The organism is Streptococcus sp. 116-D4 (assembly GCF_009731465.1).
GTDB classification, from domain to species: domain Bacteria; phylum Bacillota; class Bacilli; order Lactobacillales; family Streptococcaceae; genus Streptococcus; species Streptococcus pseudopneumoniae_E.
Window position 1 is genome coordinate 1,472,082 of record NZ_AP021887.1, and the last position, 21,168, is coordinate 1,493,249.

The following is a 21,168-nucleotide window of genomic DNA, read 5'->3' on the forward strand; positions in this document are numbered from 1 at the left end:
ACTTCTATCGTTTTATTTGATCAATTCATAAATAGCTTCGGCATAGATTGCTGCTGCTCGGAAGAGATCATCCAAGGCGATAAATTCATTAGCTTGGTGCATGGTGTCAATTGAGTCTGGGAACATAGCACCGTAGGCAACACCGCGTTCTAGCAAACGACCAAAGGTTCCACCACCGATAACTTGCTCGTGACCTTTAAGACCAGTTTGTTTTTCATAAACATTCAACAAGGTTTGCACAAGTGGATCTTCCATTGGCACATAGTGAGGCGTGTGACCGTGCTCAGAAAGGCTAACAGAAGCAACTGGCAAGTTTTCAAGGATTGACTTGATTTGTTCTGGACTTGTTCCTTTTGGATAGCGGATATTAAGGGCAATGGTATTATCAGCGCTTGTTTCATCAAAGCGGAAGACGCCTGCATTCATAGAAAGGGCCCCCATCTTTTCATCCACATGAGCAATCTTGAGATTTTCACCCTCATGGTCGTTCAAGAGAATTTTACCAGCGATGTCAAGGTAGTCTTTGGCTGGACCAGCAAAGTCAAACTGGCTAAGGAAGAGGGCTAGGTAAGTCGCACCATTAACACCTGAAGCAGGCATAGCACCGTGGGCTGATTTACCAATGATCGTCACCTTGTATTGGCCAGCTTCTTCTTGAATTTCTCCTCTGAGTTTGTGTTCTGCAACAAAGGCGTCTAGTTTAGCTTGCAAGTCAGCCAAATCACCTGAAACGACTGCTGTTGCTGATTCAGGTACCATATTTTCACGCAAACCACCTGTAAAGCTGTGAAGACGGGCTGCACCTGTATTTTCTCCTGCAAAGTGGAGGTATTCCGTGATATTTCCTTTTTCACCATTGATGATAGGGAACTCAGCATCAGGAGAGAAACCGAAATCTGGTTTGGCAAGACCTACATGCTCAAAGTAGTAGTCCATGTCTGCCCAGCCTGATTCTTCATCAGTTCCGACGATGAAACGAACTTTCTTAGAAGTTGGAAGACCCAATTCTTTGATGATTTTCAAACCATAGTAACAAGCTGTTGTAGGACCCTTATCGTCAGAAGCCCCACGCGCATAAAGGCGACCATCTTTGATAGTTGGTGTGTAAGGGTCTGTGTCCCAACCGCTACCAGCAGGCACTACGTCCATGTGGGCAAAGATTCCGAGAACTTCTTCTCCATCACCAAACTCAAAATGTCCTGCGTAGTTATCAACATTCTTAGTTGGATATCCATCGCGGTCTGCGATTTCAAGGAATTTCTCCAAGGCTTTTACCGGCCCAGGTCCAAATGGATGCTGGGCATCAACCTTGCTGTCATCACGTTCAGAGTTGATTTCCAAAAGGCTAAACAAGTCAGCCAAGAGGTCTTCTTTGCGTTTTTCTACTTCTGCTGTAAAATCAATTGCTGTCATATTATCTTCTTTCTATCTTTTCTCGATGATTTCATCTACTGGCAAGCGGTAGCTTGGTTCCAATTTCTCGTCTGTATAACCCACTGTAATCAAGAGTTCTGGGCGGAAACGGTCTTCAATTTCCAAAACCTCATTGACTTTTGATTTGTCAAATCCAAGGATCAAATTTGATCCGATTCCTTGGTCTGTAAGAGCCAGAACCAAGTTCATAGCAACCAAACCTGCATTGAGGGCTAAGTAGTCGCTGACTTGTTGTTCATTGTAACGGGCAAATTCCGCAGGTAAATTCTTCATAAAATATTGAAGTTGCTCTTCAGAAAAGTTATTAGCACCACCAACTCGGGCAATCTTACGAGCACGTTTAGCCAAATCTGTGTCTGTAAACAAGGCAATGGTTACAGGCGCTGATGATACCTGTTCATAGTTTGAACCGTAAGCCAATTTTGCTAGTTCGGCATTTTTCTCACGTACCACCACAAATTTCCAAGGCTGGCTGTTGTGGGCACTTGGTGCCAAGGTTGCAATTTCGATAGCCGTACGCACATCTTTTGGATCAACTGGCTTATCAGTAAAATGCTTAGTCGCATGACGTTTTTTGTTTAATTCAAGAAATTTCATAATCGATTTCCTTTTCTAATTCTACTGCTTCCATTCTACCATATTTTGAAAGAGCTTGCAGAGATTTTTCGTAGAATCATGCCGAACCAACTTTCTTCTTTTTAATCTTTCAAATAGCTCTATGTTACTAACGTTAATCTAAACGTATCCATTCTCATATGTTACAAATTAATATAAAGAGCATAATTAGTAGTTATTCATTCTTTTTAAAGAAAGGTAAAATAAAGTTTTTATAAAATCCCAATGTAGCTACAGATAAAAACAAACAAGCAAACACAATAATTGCAACAGATAACCACGGTGATAATGGAGTTTTTTGTCCTGCTGTATCAGTAATTCTCTCTATATGAAAATTTCTTAGAACCAAGTAAAGACAATAGCTGTTCAATAAACTTGCCACATAACCAATCAAAACCAGGGATTTCAAGTTTGTAAATATCCATATACCTAATAAGGGAAGGATTATTATCAACAAGGGAATACCCCAGAAAATAAATATCAAAAGAAGAAACGCTAGACCATTCCACAACCAGAGACCATAAAGAAGACATAGATAAGAGACGATATAGATTGTTCCTAATATTTCATTGCTTATTTTCATCACGATCATTCCATTCTATCATAAATGGTTCCGCCACTTGAGCTAATTCCTCTTCTTCCTGCGGGTTCAACTTTCTTTGCACAGCTTCTGCTACTGCTCTAGGCACTCCAACTTCGACAATCTCATCCACACTGGCTTCCTTGATTTTGGTTAGAGACTTGAAATGCTTCATGAGATTCTGCTTGCGTTTAGGTCCCAGACCGTCAATTCCATCCAGTTGTGATGAAAAAGAATTTTTGGAGCGCAGTTGGCGGTGGAAAGTAATGGCAAAGCGGTGCACCTCATCCTGAATGCGTTGGAGGAGGAAAAATTCCTGAGAATTGCGAGACAACTCCACCACCTCAAGCGGATCTCCAAAAAGCAATTCATGGGTTTGGTGCTTATCATTCTTTTGCAAACCTGCAATGGGAATATCCAAGCCCAGCTCCTCTTGGATGACTTGCTTGGCAATATTGACTTGACCTTGTCCCCCATCAATCACAATCAAATCTGGAGGAGTCAAACCCTCACGCTGTACTCGACCATAGCGTCTGCGAATGACCTCTCGCATACTAGCATAGTCGTCTGGCCCGACTACGGTCTTGATTTTATACTTACGGTAATCCTTCTTACTAGGTTTCCCATTGACAAAAACTACCATGGCAGAAACAGGACTGGTCCCCATGATATTAGAGTTATCGAAGGACTCGATGCGAACTGGAGTCGGAATTTGTAGAAGTCGTCCTAGATTTTCAATAGCTCCTTGGGTCTTCTCGACAGATTTCTCTAGCAGGTTGAATTTCTGCTCTAGGCTGACTCGAGCATTCTTTATAGCTAAATTGACCAGTTGTTTCTTCTCACCGCGTTTGGGTTTGAGAATTTTGGTATCCACCAAGGCCTTAACGGCTTCTTCATCAATATCCTGAGGAATCAAAATTTCATTGGGAACTAGATGAGATTTTTCTTGATAAAACTGTCCCACATAGGTCAAGAAATCCTCATCTGGATCATTGTAGTAAGGAAAGAGATTGACATCGCGTTCAATGAGCTTGCCCTGACGGACAAAGAAGACCTGGACGCACATCCAGCCCTTGTCCACATAGTAGCCAAAGACATCCCGATTTTGGAGATCCTTAGCCATAACCCGTTGCTTGGTTCGAAGCGTTCCAATGGCCTGAATCAGATCACGGTATTCCGCCGCACGTTCAAATTCCATCGTCTGAGCTGCCGCTGCCATTTTGCCCTTTAGGTCATCAATGATTTTGTCATCTTGCCCTTTCAGAAAATCAGAAACCTCCTGAGCCATAGACTTGAAGTAGGCCTCATCCTTCTTACAGATGGTATGGGCCATACATTGACCGATATGGTAGTAAAAACAGACCTTAGAGGGCGGATTGGTGCACTTACGAAAAGGGAAAATCCGATCCAGCAGTCGCTTGATTTCATTGGCTGCCCCCACATCTGGATAGGGTCCAAAGTAGAGACCTCCGTCTTTTTTGACCTGACGGGTGATAATCAAACGAGGATAGCGTTCATTGGTGATTTTGATGAAAGGATAAGACTTATCATCCTTGAGCATGATATTGTACTTGGGCTTGTTTTCCTTGATCAAGTTGATCTCTAGGAGAAGTGCCTCAATATTAGACTCCGTAACAATAAATTCAAAATCCACAATTTCAGACACTAAGGCCTCTGTCTTGGTATCATGACTCCCACGGAAATAAGACCTCACACGGTTGCGCAGATTTTTGGCCTTTCCTACATAGATAATGGTGCCGTTTTTATCCTTGTGAATGTAGCAACCAGGGCTGGTCGGCAAGAGCTCTAGTTTTGATTTAATCAAGTTATTCATAGTTCCATTATAGCAAAAAAGTAGGGAAAGATTGTTCCCTACTCACTAGTCTCATATATTTTTCGGAGATTTGCAACATCCTCTGCCTGAATACCATAATAAGAACCTGCTGGCTGCATGACTGACACTTCATTCGTATGCTCCAAACCAATGGCATGTCCTAACTCATGCTCTGCCGTATGCAGGATGCGATCATAGGTATAACCATAGTTTGGATTGGATAAATAATAATGATTCAAGCGAACTGTTACAGACAAGAATTGCCCCGTTAAGAGATTGGTCTGACTTTCCGCCTCTCCTGCCACAGGAGTGCCTCCATCATTCATCTCCGTAGCCATGATATCTGCCCTGCTGGACTCAGTCACGATTTCAAAGTTAAAAGCACCCGTTTGATTCCAATTCTGAATCGCTTCTAAATAGGCCTCTTGAAAACGTGAATCCATCTGGGGATCCAGGTAAATACGAGCAGAAGCCTGCGGCCACCTTCCTTCAGAGTGTTGGTGACTATCTGTCTGGTTCAACTTAGGCAGTTGCCCTGTTTTTTCCCATTGGTCGATACTTTGTTGACCAATCTTGACTGACCACTCTGCTTGCTTTAGCGCTCCTTGCAAATCCCCGTTTAGATACCAGAGAAGTCCAAAAGCAAGAGCACATAAAAGTACAACTATCCAAACCAGGCGCCAAAACAAACGCCACACAAAAGAAAAGAAAGCCCCTATCAAACGAAAAATCCAGCGCATGTCTCTCCACCTTTCTAGCAAATAAAGACTATTTTACTAAAACAAGCTGAAAGAAAGCTAAACACTGACTTTTTCATCTTAACGTCCTAATATTTTTTTGAATAACTGGATAGCTTTGTATTTTAAAGGCGATGGATGATAACGGAAAGTACCTGCTTTGCGTACAATATAGCCATTAAAATTTTGTTTAAAACGCAAAACACCATCACTTCCATCAAAAATCCCTTGAATACCTAGGAAGTTGTATTTAGGTATTCCACGTTTTATGCTTTCCAACATAATATATTTTTGAAGCAGTGCAGGGGCATAGAATTTATTAAACTCAGTGTAGGAACCACTAAAGAGGTAAGTCGTTTCCTGAGGCATATAGACAAATAAACTCCCGGCTAAAACTATATCTTCTTCTCCATATTTTTCAATCAAGTCTCTCGCTTCTGCTTTTCGAACTTCAAACGTTTCAAATTGACTAGAATATTCTCTCAGTTGATTTTGTTTTTTCTCAGAATGAGGATTTTTACTCAAATCAAGTCGTAACTTGTCCACTATTTCTTCTAGTTTACTTTGCTCACCTTGTAATTTACTCATATAGTCCGAAAAATTCAAGGTTGCTACGAGAAACTCAGCTTGTTCTCCAAAAGCATCATAAAAATACTCATAGTATTCTAAACTTTTATCACTATATTCTCTACGTTCAGAGGTTTCTTTTGTTATATTCTTAAAAATCGATAGCTCTTCACGTTTTAACTTTTTCAAACGAATACCAAAGGTTTCAGCCTTTTTCACCAAAGGTTTTCCTTTTTTACTAAAACTTTTAAGCAAATTCTTTTCAGTTAATTCAGTCAAATCCTTATAATATAACCAATCTGGTTCTCCACCTGGATACCCTGTCATCAAACCATCAAATTGAAAACCTAAATCAGTCAAATCTTGAATAATAGTTTTTTTCTCAGCATCTATTGGATTACCTTGGCTATCAAAAGTTTGATAAGTTTCATAAGGTTTTACAAGCAACTCTAATACACCATTTTGCTTGGCATATTCTTTTAACTCCGCATAAAAAACTGGAAGAGCATCTTGTTGGGTATAAATCGGCCCCGAATTGAGCTCCATATGCAGACCACCCAGCATGGGCAAGCTATAAACCAGGGCTGCAACTTGAATTTCTCCTTCTTGTTTCAAAGCAAGATAAACAATTCGAGCCCCTCTTTTTTCTAACAAGTCCCCCATCTGGACAGATTGCATAAAGGAACGAGAAGAAACCTGATCAGAATAAGCCTGAAACTCTTCTTTTGTGAGTGTAATTAGTGCCATATACTTACTTTCTATGTTTTTTTCTTAATGTTTTACGGAAATCAAGAGCAAGTCTTAACAGAGGATAGAGAAAATGGGTAGGCAGTGTAAATTCACCCAAGTATTCTTCAATTGTTGGATTAAATTTTTCCTTAAAATGATAAAGTCCACCATTGAGAGAGTTTTCAACACCACCTAAATTTTGCCACACCATACCTCGCTCAAATGCATAGCGAGCCGTTTCATACCAAGTTAAAATTGGTGCATTGTAACGTTTAAAATCATCATCCATACCAGCATATAGATTGACAGAGGTATTACCAAATTCCAAACTCAAAGTAGCCGCTAAAGGAATGTTTGATTTTCCCATATTCATATATCCCTGCAAGAAATCTATTTCCTCTTCTAAACGTTCTTTTTCTTTTATATTTTCCTGAACTTTTGAAGGTTTGGTTGCATCATTAAATTTTTCTGCAACTACTCTATTTTTTTCTAACTGTTCTTCTAACTCTCTCAAACGCTTAGAAACATCCAAACTCGTTAGCGTGATATAGGAATCTTCTTTGAAGTTATCTAATAATTTTTTATAATAGGCTTCGTTTCTTAAATGGATCTCTTTTCGCTTCTCAGTTTTTTTCATCAGCTCCGAAAATGAATTTAATAGTTCCAGTCCACCATATTGAGTCTCAAGCCCTTTGTTTCGTGCTGTTCGGATAGCTTGCCTCGTTGATTTAGAAAGTTTATCTTCTTCAAAATTTTCCTTGTATATTTTTGCCTGAATACGAGGTTGAATGGTGTCTCCCATTTCCTCCGTTTTTCCTGACCACCTTGCCCCCATTTGGTGCAAACTATCAATAATAGCCAGATTTTCAGGAAATTCTGTTTTTTCCTGATTGATTAAACTTTGAGATAGACAAACGCTTGGATCGAAAGTCACAAAAACCGCTCTCTTACTGCGAGCATAAGACTTAATAGACTGAACGACAAAACTCAAGAGTTCTGTATCTCTGTAATCCAATATAGGTCCTCTTGGAATGTAAAACATTTTATAGCCTAGCGGAAGAGTTCTAATCAAAATACTAGCTGTCGCCAGTAACTTTTCTCCCCTGTAGACACCAAACTTCTCATGTTGCCAATCAGACTTAACTGCTTCCCAAGCACTACTTTGTAATACATTGGCTAATTCATGTTCTTTGACAAACTGATCATATTCTAACGTGGGAATGCCAATTTGATAACGGTACATTTCCTATTTTCTCCAGTATTTTATTACTATTCTACTACTTTCGTTTGAAAAGTCTAGTGAAAACATATTTTATTTTAGTTCTACTACCCTGCGCCAAAGTTCAAACTAAATCAATCTCTCTTCTAATTTGAAATCAATTGGTAGGGTTGCTAAGAACCGTTCCAATTGTTTTTCCCAATAATACCACTCGTGAGTTCCAGCGCTATGGCTATAGGTCACATCAAAGCCCAGTTTTTTGAGGTTTTTCACTGCTAGATTATTGGCTGCGTACAAGAAATCCTGCTCGCCACACCAAGCCCACAGCTTAGTCTTTTTGTCCGATTTTTTAGCCAGACTTTCTAGAGAATAAGGACTAGTTGTCCAGTCTTTAATCTCTCCAAAAATACCTCTCCAGTAAGCTGGAGTTCCCAAATCTTGACGCTCAGGAGAAAAATCTTGAAAGCTGAGGGCACCTGAAAAACTAGCTGCATGAGAAAAACGATTTGTAGCAAGAGCCAGTTTAAAGCAGCCGTAGCCTCCCATAGAGAGGCCAGCGATAAAGGTCTTTTCACGCTTACTGGTCATGTTAGGGAAGAAGCGTTTCAGAACCTGTGGTAATTCCTCTGCTAGAGCTGTGTAATAGTCAAAACCATATTGGGTATCGGTGTACCAACCATTGCTGGTATTGGGCATGACGACGATAAGATTAGTCCCCCGAAGCAAGCGTTCTACATTGGTCCGCTTGAGCCAACTATTATGATTGCCAGACATCCCGTGCAAGAGGTACAAGACGGGAATATCTGTGCAATCTGGTTCTTCCACTCGATTAGCATCAGGATAGAGGACATTAACCCCCCACTCCATATCCAAGACTTGTGAGTAATACTCGATTTTCATTACTGCCATAATTTTTTCCTCTATGTTTCTATAAGAAAAAGCCAAAACTCGGCTTTCTCTCTACTTATTTCAACATTTATTTCGCTTCCATGACTACTGGTAAAATAGCTGGTCGACGCTTGGTTTGATCAAAAAGGTACTTGGTCAGATTATCACGAACCTTCCCTTTAAGATCCGCCCAATCAAAGTCATCTCCTTGAAGATAGTCTTCTACCGTTTGGTTGATCAATTCTGAACTTTCACGGAGAATATCGCGACTCTTCTTGAGATAAACAAATCCACGCGTGTGAACACGAGCCTTGGCCACAATTTTCTTCTCACGACGGTTAACGGTAATTGCTACGATGAAAATACCGTCCTCTGACAAGACCTTACGGTCACGAAGGACCACATTCCCAATATCACCAATGGCATTTCCGTCAATCAAGACATCGCCTGCCGAAACTGCACCAGCTGGGATAAAGTCCCCATGCTCATAAGCCATGCTAGTTCCCTTTTTAGGAATAAAAATGCGTTCCGGCAACATCCCAACTGCCATAGCAGCCTTAGCATGGGCATCCAATTCACGGTATTCACCTTGAATTGGAAAGAGATACTTGGGTTGCAAGAGATTGATCATCAACTGCAAATCACGCGCATTCCCGTGACCTGACACTCTCAAGCTTTGATTGATCAGTTTGACAACCCCACCAGCTTGGTAAATCATGTTTTCCACACGCGCCATGACTGCTTCTTTGGCGATAGACGGAGTCGTTACGATATAAACTAGGTCACCGTCCTTGATTTCCACATAACGGTGGCGACCAATCGACATCTTACGCAGACCGTTGATGGGCTCACCCATACGACCTGTCTCAAGGATAATCAACTCATGGTCTTCAAAGCGAGACATATCTTTTGGCTTAATCAAAAGACTCTCGTTAGCTAGAGATAATTTCTTGAGACGAATAGCAGTGCGGACGATATTTTCAATATCAAATCCTGTCAAGACCACACGACGACCTGTTACATCCGCAGCGTCAAACACCTGCTGAATACGAGAGAGGTTGCTGGCTACTGCTGCAACAATGATACGGCCCTCCCAGTCCGCTATAGTTTGGGTAATTTCATCCCCAACTTCACTTTCGCTAGCCACTTGGATATTACTGTCTGCGTTGGCTGAATCGCTAAGAAGGGCTAGAACTCCATCACGACCGATTTCTGCCAAGCGAGCGAAGTCTGTCGCATAGGATTCACTAGCTGTCTGGTCAAATTTGAAGTCACCTGTATAAACGATACTACCTTCAGCTGTCTTCAAGACAACACCCAGACTTTCTGGGATAGAGTGGGTCGTACGGAAGAAGGACACCACAGTCCCTCCAAAATCAATCTCCGTATTCTCATCAATAACATGGAAATCATTGAATTTCTTAACTGTGTCATTTCCTTTGACAAAAAGTTTTGCCAACTCAATGGTTAACTCAGAGCCAAATACAGGTACCTTGGCTTCAGCCAAGAGATAAGGCAGAGCACCAATGGCATCCGCATGCCCGTGAGTCAAGAATACCCCTGCGATACGGTCGCTATTTTCAAAAAGGTAGTCCATATTGGGAATGACCACATCCACCCCTAGTTGTTCATTTTCAGGGTATTTTAGACCTGCATCCAAAACGAAAATAGACCCATCGATTTCAGCGATATACATATTTTTCCCATTTTCACGCACACCACCAAGTGTTGTTAAACTGATATTACTCATTTTTCCTCCGAAAGCTTAATTTATCTTGATTATAGGGTTGCTGCCCTCTTATTCTAAAAGCACTATAACTTTTAGCCGAATCTTTTCCTACCATTATACCATTTTTTTGATGATTTTCAAAATGAAGATTTGTTTTCAAAAAAGAGCTGGTTACCCAACTCTTTCCTATCTGCTATTCTTTTTCCATTAAAAAGTCATAAATTTCTTGCACGGTACCCAGCGCCATCATTTCTTGGTCTTTGACGGTTTGTTTAAGATTTTGGTAAATCTGACTTTCTCCGATTTCCCGCTTTGGTGCCTCTTTATTGACGGTCATGACCCCATCTTTGATGCTCACAAAGCCTAGTTCTTCAAATATTTGAATCATTTTGACCAGCAAGATTTGCTGAATATTAAGATAAGCTGCCAAATCTTTCAGCTTGTAGCGAATATCAAACTCTGGAAACTGGTAGATGGTCTTGTACAATTTGGCAAACTGCTCTCTAGTCCCATAGCCTGTCAGATAGTAGGCCTTGTCAATATCATTTTTGAAATAGACAGCAGAGAAATTCTGTTCCTGAAAAATGGTCTTCAACAGAGTAATATCCTCAGGTATGGTTTTCACGACAACCGCGTCACTAGTCGCTAAATCAGGCACTCCTCCAGCAAAATCCAAGACTGGAACTCCTTCTGGTAAGACTGCATTTTTCCCACGGATGTTAAAGAGTTGAACACCCTCCACACGCGCATCCACCATCATCAATTGGAGGGCAGTTTGACCATTCCATTGGTTGACAGACAATTTGACTGCCAGCTCTAGATTCTTGGTTTGAGAAAACTCTGTCGCCCATCTGCCTTGGCCAAAGGCTACCACTTCAAAACTCGCCTCACCTTTGGATATTTTCAACTTGAGATGGGCATTGCCCGCCCCCATAGTACGGGCACTTTCGACTTGAAAATCCTTGATATAAAAGACAGGTTTCTGATTGTCCATGCCAAAAGGTGCCAAACGTTCAAAGTTCTTGACTGTTTCAAGACTCAAAGTCTCCAAATCCAACTCTTCATCTAGATTTAACTTATTCTTGCCAGTAGCATCTGCACCTTTTTCACGGACATAATCTTCCAAGACATGAGATAAATCTGAGAGTTTCTCAACTTCCATCGTCATTCCTGCTGCGCCAGCATGACCGCCAAATGCGATAAAGAGGTCGCGATGAGGATCCAAGGCTTCAAAAATATCGACCGCTTCCACACTACGAGCACTACCCTTGGCACGACCTTCCTCTATATTGAGAACGATGACTGTCTGCCCTAGTTCTTCCAACAAACGACCAGCCACGATACCCAGAACCCCAGGATTCCAGCCTTCCTTGGCCAAGACTTGGACCTTCTTCTCGGGGTCCACCATGGTCTTAGCTTCTTCATAGATAGACTGGACGATTTCCTTGCGCTCTTCGTTTTTCTGATGAATCATAAGGGCGATCTCGTGCGCTTCCTCATCATCAAATCCAGTCAGCAAATCAATAGCAGGATTGGGATCATCCAAACGGCCCAAGGCATTCAAACGAGGAGCAATCTGGAATCCAACCGTTTCTTCTGTCACTTCATTCGCAGCAATACCAGCCATGTCCAGCATTTCTTGTAAACCAATGCGCTGAGTATGTCCCAGCATTTCCAGACCATACTGAACCAAGATACGGTTCTCATCTGTCAAACTAACCATATCAGCAATGGTACCGATAGCAACCAAATCAAGCAATTCCACTTGTACTTCTTCTAAAAGGGCACAAGCCAGCTTGAAAGCCACTCCACAACCAGCCAAGTATTTGAAAGGATAGTCCGCATCTGGATGCTCAGGATGGACAATAGCATAGGCATCTGGTAAGGTTTCAGGCATGGAATGGTGGTCAGTCACAATGACATCTACCCCCATAGACTGGGCCAGTTCAATAGCTTCGTGACCTGCAACCCCATTGTCGACTGTCACAATCAAGGAAATTCCTTCTTGCTCGATAAAGTATTTATAGACACTGGCATTAGGGCCATAGCCATCGGTAAAACGATTTGGCAGATAAACACGGCACTCGGCGCCAAGTTGTTCCAAACTTTCCTTCACAATCGAAGCCGAAGTCATACCATCCGCATCATAATCTCCATAGATGAGAATATTTTCCCCTTCTTCAATGGCCTGACGAATTCGTTCCACTGCCTTGTCCATATCATGGAGCAGATAAGGATCGTGCAAGTCCTCTAAGGAAGGCTCTAAAAACTTATTCAGACTTTCTTGGTCCTGAATCCCTCTCTCAAACAATAACCGAGCCACCTCAGGACCCAGTCCAGCCTTCTTGGCTATCTTTGTAAAATCCGCATCTTCAACCTGTGGGGCAAACTGCCATTCATAAGTAGGTGTTATCAAAAAGACATCCACTCTTTCTAAGAATTCTATTGCTTCATTATAACATGATTTAGGCTTTTTCTCTATCCGGATTGCTTTCTACAAAAATTTTACTAACTTTTTCTGATATGATTTGACAAGAAAAATCTTTTGGTGTAGAATCGTGTAATAAAATCTAACACAAAGGGGATTCCTTACCAGCAGGAATGTCGCAAGGATTTACCTCAGCCCAAATCCTCTACCACATCATTCTCCCACAAGCCATTCGTAAAATGCTGCCAGCCATCATTTCTCAGTTTGTGACCGTGATTAAGGATACCAGCCTCCTCTACTCTGTTATCGCCCTACAAGAACTCTTTGGAGCTAGCCAAATTCTCATGGGCCGTTATTTCGAACCAGAGCAGGTCTTCAGTCTGTATATCCTGATTGCCCTCATCTACTTCAGCTTTAACCTAGCCATTTCTAGCCTTTCTCATATGCTAGCCAAACGTTGGCAACAAGCTGCAGAATAATACTCTTCGAAAATCAAATTCAAACCACGTCAGCTTCACCTTGCCGTACTCAAGTACAGCCTGCGTCTAGCTTCCTAGTTTGCTCTTTGATTTTCATTGAGTATAAACAGCCACTCTCCAGTTCATTGGAGAGTTTTTCTACGCCATCTCAAAAAACACTGCCAGATTTCTAGCAGTGTTTTGAGTTTTATTTATCTTAGTAAACTGTTTTTTCAGTTTCTACATCAAAGAAGTGTGCTTTGTTCAAGTCAAATCCAAGTTCAACTGTTGCACCTGTTTGCAAGTAGTCACGAGCATCAACTTTGGCAACAAATTCATCTTTACCAACTTGGCAGTAAAGGTGAGATTCTGAACCAAGTAATTCTGATACAGAGATAGTAGCTTTGACAACTGATTCTGGGAATGTTTCAAGGAAAGCAGGTTCTGCATTCACATCTTCTGGACGGATACCGAAGATCAATTCTTTACCTTCGTAACCTTTTTCACGAAGAACTTTCAATGCTCCTTCTGGAACTTTCAAGCGGAAACCGTCAGATACAATTTCGCTACCAACCAATTTCACGTTGATAAAGTTCATAGCCGGGCTTCCGATGAATCCTGCTACGAATTTGTTCACTGGGTTTTTGTAAACTTCTTGAGGAGTACCGATTTGTTCTACACGTCCGATAGTACCTGTACCAGCAGGGTTCTTAGTTGCTGACATGATAACGATACGGTCTGCAAGTGTCATCGCTTCTGTTTGGTCGTGCGTTACGTAGATAGTTGTAGCTCCGATACGGCGGTGGATTTTCGCAATTTCAGCACGCATTGATACACGAAGTTTTGCATCCAAGTTTGACAAAGGTTCGTCCATCAAGAATACTTTGGCATCACGGACGATTGCACGACCCATGGCAACACGTTGACGTTGACCACCTGAAAGGTCAGCTGGTTTACGATCCAAGAATTCTTTCAAACCAAGAATTTCTGCTGCTTCTTGTACACGTTTGTCGATGTCTTCTTTGCTGTATTTACGCAATTTCAAACCGAAAGCCATGTTGTCATAAACAGTCATGTGTGGGTAAAGAGCGTAGTTTTGGAATACCATGGCGATGTCACGGTCTTTTGGAGCTACGTCGTTGACAACCACGCCATCGATAGATGCAGTACCTTCTGTAATATCTTCAAGACCAGCGATCATACGAAGAGTTGTTGATTTACCACATCCTGAAGGACCTACGAAAACGATAAATTCTTTGTCTTTGATATCCAAGTTGAAGTCTTCAACTGAGTAGTGTTCGCTGTTTGGATATTTTTTGTAAATATTTTTAAGATTCAATTCTACCATGAGGTGAACTCCTTTTGTCTTTTGATAGTTTTATTATAAATGAAAACGCTTTACATTTCTATGGCAAGGTGACCAAAAAAATAAAAAAGTTCTGTGCAACTTGCACAAAACTTTAGAGAATATCTGGTAAAATCAATTGATAACACAGGGTCAGATCCGTCAATTCCTTCAACTGAAGCCCTGTCAACTCTTCCCATTTATCAATCTTGTATTGGAGAGAATTGCGGTGCAGATAGAGTTGCTGGGCTGTTTTAGTAAGAACAGCACTATTTTCCCAAAGAGAGAGAATGATTTCCTGAATCTGATCTTGATCCAAGATTGTCTGGTGCAGGCATTCCTTGGTTACCTTCAAGTCCACTAGTCTTTCTCCCATACTCCACAGATAAAGTTGAGAAAATGTATGAACACCTTGGTGACCCTGACGCCACCAAGTCTTAAATAAATCCCGCTCCGCTTTGATTAAGTCGGATAGGGCTTGATGACCTGTCTGAGACCAAACCTGGCCTAACATGATGGATAAACGTACTCCAAAATCATATTCTACGGCTTCCAAGGTATCCATCAAGATAGAGCGAACGGATGTGTATTTATCTTGTTGAAGTACGAAAACATAATCCTGAGCACCAACCTGAATCACTGTTTGACAATTCGGAAAAAGAGTCCGCATCATGTCTAGCCAAGAGGATAGATTTTCCTGTTGAAAATAGGATAGGTGACAATAGACAAGTTGCAACTTTTTAAAGTTTTGCGGTGCCTGTCCCTTGCCCTCAATCAGAAAAGAATACCAAGGATTGAGCGAACGAGCCTGCTCCTGCTGGGTTAAGAGAGCTACCAGTTGTTTTTCACGCTCACTGAGCCCAGCTTCCTCCAGCAAAATCCACTGCCGAGAAGCCAAAGGGAGTGTGAGATAGCCCTCTTTCTCTACTGGTTGGTCTGAAATCTGAGCCTCAGGAAACCAGTCTTGTAGTTCTTTTGCCATCATGTCCTAGCCCTCCACTTTTTGGATACACCACGAAATCAAGCTCTCAAGACGTTCTAGATTTTCTGTCATATGAAGATAGCCCATGACGGCTTCAAAACCAGTGGACATACGGTAGGTCACCACATCAGCATTTTTAGCCTTTGTGTGGCTATTGGTGTTGCGACCACGTTTGTAGATTTCTTCTTCTTTTTCCGTCAGGACTTGCTCCTCCAACATAAGGGCAATCAGGCGGGCCTGAGCCTTGGCTGAGACATACTTGGTCGCTTCTTGATGGAGTTTATTGGGTTTGGTCATGCCTTTAAGGATGAGATGGCGGCGAATATACATGGAGTAAACGGCGTCACCCTCAAAAGCTAACGCAATCCCGTTAATGAGATTGACATCAATCACGAGTCCACCTCACTCCATCCTTGGTGTCAAGGAGCTTAATTCCCTGAGTAGCCAATTGGTCACGGATTTGGTCCGCTGTTGCAAAGTCACGATTGGCACGCGCCTCTTGGCGTTTTTGGATCAAGGCTTCAATCTCTTCATCCAAAACTTCCTCAACAAAGACAACTCCAAAGACTTCCAACATGGCAGTAAGAGCTTCCTTGACAGCTGCATCATAGTTTCCTGAGTTGATCCACTTGGCCATTTCAAAGACAACTGTGATTCCATTTGCAGTGTTAAAATCTTCATCCATAGCCGCTACAAACTTATCTTTAAAGTCTTGTAACTCCCCCGCATCCACAGTTCCAGTAAATGGTTGCTCGTAAGTGTTCTTCAGATACTTGAGATTTGTCTCGGCATCACGAACTGCTTTTTCTGTGAAGTTGATAGGCTTGCGGTAATGCTGAGTAGCGAAGAAGAAACGAAGCACTTGGCCATCAATGGTCTTGAGGGCATCATGTACTGTGATGAAATTCCCCAAGGACTTAGACATCTTGACATTGTCGATATTGACAAAACCATTGTGCATCCAGTAGTTGGCAAAGGTCTTGCCTGTTTTAGCTTCAGACTGGGCAATTTCGTTAGTATGGTGAGGAAATTCTAGATCAGCTCCACCACCGTGGATATCAATAGTATCGCCCAAAATTTCTGTTGACATAACCGAACACTCGATATGCCAGCCCGGTCGACCAGGTCCCCAAGGACTATCCCAAGAAATCTCTCCCGGTTTGGCAGATTTCCATAGGGCAAAGTCTACAGGATTTTCCTTACGAACCGTTTCTTCATCGGTACGACCTGAAGCACCTAGCTCCAAGTCTTCCAAGGTTTTATTGGCCAACTTGGCATAGTTGTGAGATTTTTCCACACGAAAATAGACATCTCCTTGACTCTCGTAGGCAAAGCCTTTTTCAATCAAGTCTCCCACAAAGCGGATAATGTCAGCCATAAACTCCACTACACGCGGATGGCGAGTCGCAGGTTTAACGCCCAAGGCCGTCACATCCTCACGAAAGGCAGCGATGTACTTGTCCGCTACCTCCTGAGGCGTGATTCCTTCTTCCTTGGCACGGTTGATAATCTTATCATCCACATCTGTAAAATTGGAAATATAGGCAACCTCGTAGCCACGGTATTCGAAGTATCGGCGAATCGTATCAAAAGCTACCGTCGAACGGGCATTCCCCACATGGATATAGTTGTACACCGTTGGCCCACAAACATACATCTTGACTTTTTCGTCCTCAATCGGGACAAACTCTCGCAAATCACGAGACATGGTGTCGTAGATTTTAATCATAAATCATAATCAGGAAAGCTAAAATCCAAGATTAGTTCATTACATCACTAAAATTTCAATTGAATTTCAGTCCGAATATCTCTACACTTCGGAATCCCTTGCTCCTTTCTCATTCAGATAAACTACCTGAGTCTGTTTGACAAAGCCAATTTTTTCATACAAACGCTTGGCACCTACATTGCTATCTTCCACTGCAATCTGAAATTCCTTATCATTTTGCTCAATCAATTGGTTGACAAGGGATTTTGCTAAGTAGCTTCCATAGCCTTTCCCACGTTCAAGTTCTGATATTGCTAAACCGTAGAAGTAATTCGTATTAGTCGATAAATCTACCGTGCAAGTTCCAATAACCTGACCGTCTTTTAATAAAACATATAGGCGACTTTCTGGATCTTTCAGAGCTTCAGCGACATATCTATCCTCAACTTCTCTAGATTCATGTTCCCCTAAAAATGCCTGAAATTTCAACTGACTAATTTGATCCTGATACGAGCTATCTGCTAACAAAACTTCAAGATTGGAAACATTTGCTAACGGATAAGGTTTTCTATCCTTACCTAACCAAGTTTCTGTCTCTTCATCCTCGACCAATCCCCAGTTGCTGACAAAATCAGGATGGCGGTCTAGAAAAACACGCTCTGTCCGAAAAGTAACTGAATGAATCGGAAAAGAAGCTGTTTCTCTCTCAAATCTAGTAAACAATGCCCGCGCAACCCCTTGACGGCGATGATCTGGATGAACCAGTATCGTCACTTCCACATCTTGGTCATCTGCATAGACAGTTAATAAACCAACAAGTTCGCCTTTTTCATAATAAAGGAAAAAGGCGGGCATGTTTGGGTCAAAATTAAGCATGTTAGAGAGATAGGGATCTCGATAGGTACCGTCATAGTTTTGGCAATAGTTAATTAGTTTTTTCGCCTCAGATAACTCCTCTTGGCTCAACTTGTTTCTTGCTTGAATCATATAGATATCCTCTACAAACCAGACGATCTGTGACTGGCTTCTTTAGCCTGCTCGAGTTTATTGACGTAGTACTCTCTTTTTTCTTCGACTTCGTGAATGACGGGCTCATCTTTCTTACCATGTACACGGACAATCTTGGCAGGAATACCGACAACTGTCACATCACTAGGAACATCTGCTACGACAACTGCTGCAGCACCAATCTTGGCATTTTCACCGATTTCTACTGGTCCAATAACTTGGGCGTGGGCTGATATGAGAGCTCCTTTACGAACGGTCGGATGGCGTTTGCCAACATCCTTCCCAGTCCCACCAAGAGTTACCCCGTGGTAGAGAAGAACCCCTTTTTCAACGATAGCCGTCTCCCCAATTACAAGACCTGAACCATGGTCGATAAAGACACCTGAATCAATCTGGGCACCTGGATGAATCTCAATCTGAGTCCAAAAGCGCCAAAACTGACTATGCATACGAGCCAGGAGTTTGAAGCCGTGCTTCCAGAGAAAATGGGAGAGACGGTGGGCCGCCAAGGCCTTAACACCTGGATAAGTCAGCAAAACCTCCAAAGTGGTGCGGGCCGCTGGATCATTTTCTTTTACGATATCAATGGTTTCGCGCCACCATCCCATACATTTCTCCTTTTCTTATTCTGAGTCTTTTGGTGTTTCTGCAGTTTCTTTCTTAGGTTTGTGGTCCTTGTGATGACGTGGGCGGTGAGGACGCTCTGATTTTTCATCTTTTTCATCACGTTCAGGTTTTGGCGGACGAGGAAGAAGAGCTTTCATAGAAGCATCTACACGTCCTTTTTCGTCAATTTTGATAACCTTAACATCGACTTCATCTCCGATTTCTACCAAGTCTTCAACACGATTAGTACGAGTCCAAGCCATTTCAGAGATATGAACAAGGGCATCTGTCTTGTCAAATAGGTTGACAAAGGCACCGAATTTCTCAATGCGAACAACCTTAGCATGGTAAACTTCATCCACTTTGGCTTCACGAACCAAACTAGCAATGATTTCTTTGGCGCGGTCGATAGCATCTTGGTCGCTAGAGTAGATAGATACGTTTCCTTCTTCGTCGATATCAATCTTAACGCCTGTTTCAGCGATGATCTTATCGATTGTTTCTCCACCTTTACCGATGACAACCTTGATCTTATCAACATCAATCTTGATGGTATCAATTTTCGGAGCTGTTGGAGCCAATTCTGGACGAACTTCTGGAATAGTCGCTTCGATCACATCAAGAATTTCAAAACGCGCTTTCTTAGCTTGGGCAAGAGCTTCCGTTAAGATTTCTGCAGTAATCCCTTGGATCTTGATATCCATTTGAAGGGCTGTAATCCCGTCACGCGTACCTGCAACCTTAAAGTCCATATCTCCAAAGTGGTCTTCCAAACCTTGGATATCTGTCAAGACTGTGTAGTTGTTTCCATCTGAAATGAGACCCATCGCAATACCTGCTACTGGCGCCTTGATTGGCACACCACCAGCCATAAGGGCAAGCGTTCCCGCACAGATAGAAGCCTGAGAGGAAGAACCGTTTGATTCCAAGACCTCAGCTACCAAACGGATAGCATATGGGAATTCTTCCAAGCTTGGCAAGACTTGAGCAAGGGCACGCTCACCAAGAGCACCGTGACCAATTTCACGACGACCAGGTGCACCGTAACGACCTGTTTCCCCTACAGAGTATTGTGGGAAGTTATAGTGGTGCATAAAGCGTTTCTTGTACTCTAGATCCAAACCATCGATGATTTGAGTTTCTCCCATTGGCGCCAAGGTCAAGACTGAAAGAGCCTGAGTTTGCCCACGAGTGAAGAGACCTGAACCGTGCACACGAGGAAGAAAGTCAACAGCTGCATCCAAAGGACGAATTTCATCAACCTTACGACCATCTGGGCGAACCTTGTCTTCTGTAATCAAACGGCGTACTTCTGCGTGTTCCATTTGTTCCAAGATTTCAGCCACATCACGCATGATACGATCAAATTCTTCGTGGTCCGCATATTTTTCTTCGTAAACAGCAGTCACTTGGTCTTTAACTGCTTGAGTTGCAGCTTCACGAGCCAATTTTTCTTCTACTTGAACTGCTTTTTGGAGGTCACTGTTGTAGGCTGCGATGATTTCAGCCTGTAATTCAGCATCCACATGAAGCAATTCCACTTCTGCTTTTTCTTTACCAACTGCCGCAACGATTTCTTCTTGGAAGGCAATCAATTCTTTAACAGCTTCGTGACCTTTAAGAAGGGCTTCCAACATGATTTCTTCTGACAATTCTTTGGCACCAGACTCTACCATGTTGATGGCGTGTTTAGTTCCTGCTACTGTCAATTCAAGGAGAGATTGCTCTGCCTGTTCTTGAGTAGGGTTGATAATGATTTGACCATCCACATAACCCACTTGGACACCAGCGATTGGACCGTCAAATGGAATATCTGAAATGGAAAGTGCCAAGGATGAACCAAACATAGCAGCCATTGGTGCAGAAGCATTTTCATCATAAGAAAGTACTGTGTTGATGACTTGCACTTCGTTACGGAAACCTTCCGCAAACATAGGACGGATTGGACGGTCAATCAAACGCGCTGTCAAAGTCGCATCCGTTGAAGGACGTCCTTCACGTTTCATAAAGCCACCAGGAAATTTCCCAGCCGCATACATTTTTTCTTCGTAGTTGACTTGGAGAGGGAAGAAATCCCCAGTTGCCATCTTCTTAGACATAACGGCAGCAGTCAAGACAGTTGACTCACCGTATCGCACGACAACAGAGCCATTTGCTTGCTTAGCAACCTGACCAGTCTCTACAATTAACTCACGACCCGCAAAAGTCGTTTGAAATACTTGTTTTGTCATGTTAATCCCCTTTGGATTGATGAAATTATACGCCTTGCCTACAAAGATCAAGATACTAAGGGCTCAAAAG

Annotated in this window: 17 protein-coding genes and 1 pseudogene; 1 reads left to right on the plus strand and 17 read right to left on the minus strand. The window is 42.3% G+C overall.

Annotation, left to right across the window (positions count from 1 at the left end; translation table 11 throughout):
- Positions 1-12: 12 nt before the first annotated feature.
- From pepV to recJ, 10 genes are all read right to left on the minus strand, one after another.
- Entirely contained in the window at positions 13-1,413 is a 1,401-nt protein-coding gene (pepV, locus tag UKS_RS07490) for a dipeptidase PepV (protein ID WP_156012437.1), read from the minus strand.
- A 12-nt stretch (positions 1,414-1,425) separates the two neighbouring features.
- Positions 1,426-2,031 carry a nitroreductase family protein gene (locus UKS_RS07495; RefSeq protein ID WP_000670177.1) on the minus strand — a complete coding sequence of 202 codons (606 nt, stop codon included), beginning with the start codon at positions 2,029-2,031 and terminating at the stop codon, positions 1,426-1,428.
- Positions 2,032-2,224: 193 nt separating this feature from the next.
- Positions 2,225-2,632, minus strand: coding sequence for a hypothetical protein (locus UKS_RS07500; protein ID WP_232049740.1), 408 nt, complete (start codon positions 2,630-2,632; stop codon positions 2,225-2,227).
- Entirely contained in the window at positions 2,616-4,463 is a 1,848-nt protein-coding gene (gene uvrC, locus UKS_RS07505; RefSeq protein WP_156012439.1) for an excinuclease ABC subunit UvrC, read from the minus strand. Before uvrC ends, UKS_RS07500 begins: the two co-directional genes overlap by 17 nt.
- Before the next feature lie 38 nt (positions 4,464-4,501).
- Positions 4,502-5,203: a M57 family metalloprotease gene (locus tag UKS_RS07510; protein WP_156012441.1), complete on the minus strand. Its 702-nt coding sequence runs from the start codon at positions 5,201-5,203 to the stop codon at positions 4,502-4,504.
- Between the two features lie 78 nt (positions 5,204-5,281).
- Positions 5,282-6,514: a peptidoglycan bridge formation alanyltransferase MurN gene (murN, locus tag UKS_RS07515; protein WP_156012443.1), complete on the minus strand. Its 1,233-nt coding sequence runs from the start codon at positions 6,512-6,514 to the stop codon at positions 5,282-5,284.
- A 4-nt stretch (positions 6,515-6,518) separates the two neighbouring features.
- A complete protein-coding gene (locus UKS_RS07520; protein ID WP_156012445.1) occupies positions 6,519-7,739 on the minus strand; it encodes an aminoacyltransferase in 1,221 nt (406 codons plus the stop codon).
- A 105-nt stretch (positions 7,740-7,844) separates the two neighbouring features.
- The gene (locus UKS_RS07525) at positions 7,845-8,624 is read right to left on the minus strand and encodes an alpha/beta hydrolase (RefSeq protein ID WP_156012447.1); all 780 of its coding nucleotides are present in this window, start codon (positions 8,622-8,624) and stop codon (positions 7,845-7,847) included.
- Between the two features lie 67 nt (positions 8,625-8,691).
- Entirely contained in the window at positions 8,692-10,353 is a 1,662-nt protein-coding gene (locus UKS_RS07530) for a ribonuclease J (RefSeq protein WP_156012449.1), read from the minus strand.
- 172 nt (positions 10,354-10,525) lie between these two features.
- Positions 10,526-12,748, minus strand: a complete 2,223-nt coding sequence (gene recJ, locus UKS_RS07535) for a single-stranded-DNA-specific exonuclease RecJ (protein WP_173020477.1) — start codon at positions 12,746-12,748, stop codon at positions 10,526-10,528.
- A 179-nt stretch (positions 12,749-12,927) separates the two neighbouring features.
- Here recJ and UKS_RS07540 point away from each other — a divergent pair.
- A pseudogene (locus UKS_RS07540) lies at positions 12,928-13,239 on the plus strand (ABC transporter permease subunit); the annotation flags it as partial.
- A 196-nt stretch (positions 13,240-13,435) separates the two neighbouring features.
- Here UKS_RS07540 and UKS_RS07545 read toward each other — a convergent pair.
- The 7 genes from UKS_RS07545 to pnp form a co-directional block, all read right to left on the minus strand.
- Positions 13,436-14,566: an ABC transporter ATP-binding protein gene (locus UKS_RS07545; RefSeq protein WP_156012453.1), complete on the minus strand. Its 1,131-nt coding sequence runs from the start codon at positions 14,564-14,566 to the stop codon at positions 13,436-13,438.
- Between the two features lie 112 nt (positions 14,567-14,678).
- On the minus strand, positions 14,679-15,548 hold the full coding sequence (locus UKS_RS07550) for a helix-turn-helix domain-containing protein (protein WP_156012455.1): 870 nt from the start codon (positions 15,546-15,548) through the stop codon (positions 14,679-14,681).
- Positions 15,549-15,551: 3 nt separating this feature from the next.
- A complete protein-coding gene (locus UKS_RS07555) occupies positions 15,552-15,938 on the minus strand; it encodes a Mini-ribonuclease 3 (protein WP_000567913.1) in 387 nt (128 codons plus the stop codon).
- On the minus strand, positions 15,931-17,274 hold the full coding sequence (gene cysS / locus UKS_RS07560; protein ID WP_156012457.1) for a cysteine--tRNA ligase: 1,344 nt from the start codon (positions 17,272-17,274) through the stop codon (positions 15,931-15,933). Before cysS ends, UKS_RS07555 begins: the two co-directional genes overlap by 8 nt.
- 81 nt (positions 17,275-17,355) lie before the next feature.
- Positions 17,356-18,240, minus strand: coding sequence for a GNAT family N-acetyltransferase (locus UKS_RS07565; protein WP_156012459.1), 885 nt, complete (start codon positions 18,238-18,240; stop codon positions 17,356-17,358).
- A gap of 11 nt (positions 18,241-18,251) precedes the next feature.
- Complete coding sequence (gene cysE, locus UKS_RS07570; protein WP_156012461.1) at positions 18,252-18,869, minus strand: serine O-acetyltransferase; 618 nt, start codon at positions 18,867-18,869, stop codon at positions 18,252-18,254.
- Positions 18,870-18,884: 15 nt separating this feature from the next.
- A complete protein-coding gene (gene pnp, locus UKS_RS07575) occupies positions 18,885-21,098 on the minus strand; it encodes a polyribonucleotide nucleotidyltransferase (protein WP_156012464.1) in 2,214 nt (737 codons plus the stop codon).
- Positions 21,099-21,168: the final 70 nt, after the last annotated feature.

Bases quoted from the DNA above. Each gene is read 5' to 3' on its own strand.
- pepV (WP_156012437.1), bottom strand. From the start codon at position 1,413: ATGACAGCAATTGATTTTACAGCAGAAGTAGAAAAACGCAAAGAAGAC.
- UKS_RS07495 (WP_000670177.1), bottom strand. From the start codon at position 2,031: ATGAAATTTCTTGAATTAAACAAAAAACGTCATGCGACTAAGCATTTT.
- UKS_RS07500 (WP_232049740.1), bottom strand. From the start codon at position 2,632: ATGAAAATAAGCAATGAAATATTAGGAACAATCTATATCGTCTCTTAT.
- uvrC (WP_156012439.1), bottom strand. From the start codon at position 4,463: ATGAATAACTTGATTAAATCAAAACTAGAGCTCTTGCCGACCAGCCCT.
- UKS_RS07510 (WP_156012441.1), bottom strand. From the start codon at position 5,203: ATGCGCTGGATTTTTCGTTTGATAGGGGCTTTCTTTTCTTTTGTGTGG.
- murN (WP_156012443.1), bottom strand. From the start codon at position 6,514: ATGGCACTAATTACACTCACAAAAGAAGAGTTTCAGGCTTATTCTGAT.
- UKS_RS07520 (WP_156012445.1), bottom strand. From the start codon at position 7,739: ATGTACCGTTATCAAATTGGCATTCCCACGTTAGAATATGATCAGTTT.
- UKS_RS07525 (WP_156012447.1), bottom strand. From the start codon at position 8,624: ATGGCAGTAATGAAAATCGAGTATTACTCACAAGTCTTGGATATGGAG.
- UKS_RS07530 (WP_156012449.1), bottom strand. From the start codon at position 10,353: ATGAGTAATATCAGTTTAACAACACTTGGTGGTGTGCGTGAAAATGGG.
- UKS_RS07545 (WP_156012453.1), bottom strand. From the start codon at position 14,566: ATGGTAGAATTGAATCTTAAAAATATTTACAAAAAATATCCAAACAGC.
- UKS_RS07550 (WP_156012455.1), bottom strand. From the start codon at position 15,548: ATGATGGCAAAAGAACTACAAGACTGGTTTCCTGAGGCTCAGATTTCA.
- cysS (WP_156012457.1), bottom strand. From the start codon at position 17,274: ATGATTAAAATCTACGACACCATGTCTCGTGATTTGCGAGAGTTTGTC.
- UKS_RS07565 (WP_156012459.1), bottom strand. From the start codon at position 18,240: ATGATTCAAGCAAGAAACAAGTTGAGCCAAGAGGAGTTATCTGAGGCG.
- cysE (WP_156012461.1), bottom strand. From the start codon at position 18,869: ATGGGATGGTGGCGCGAAACCATTGATATCGTAAAAGAAAATGATCCA.
- pnp (WP_156012464.1), bottom strand. From the start codon at position 21,098: ATGACAAAACAAGTATTTCAAACGACTTTTGCGGGTCGTGAGTTAATT.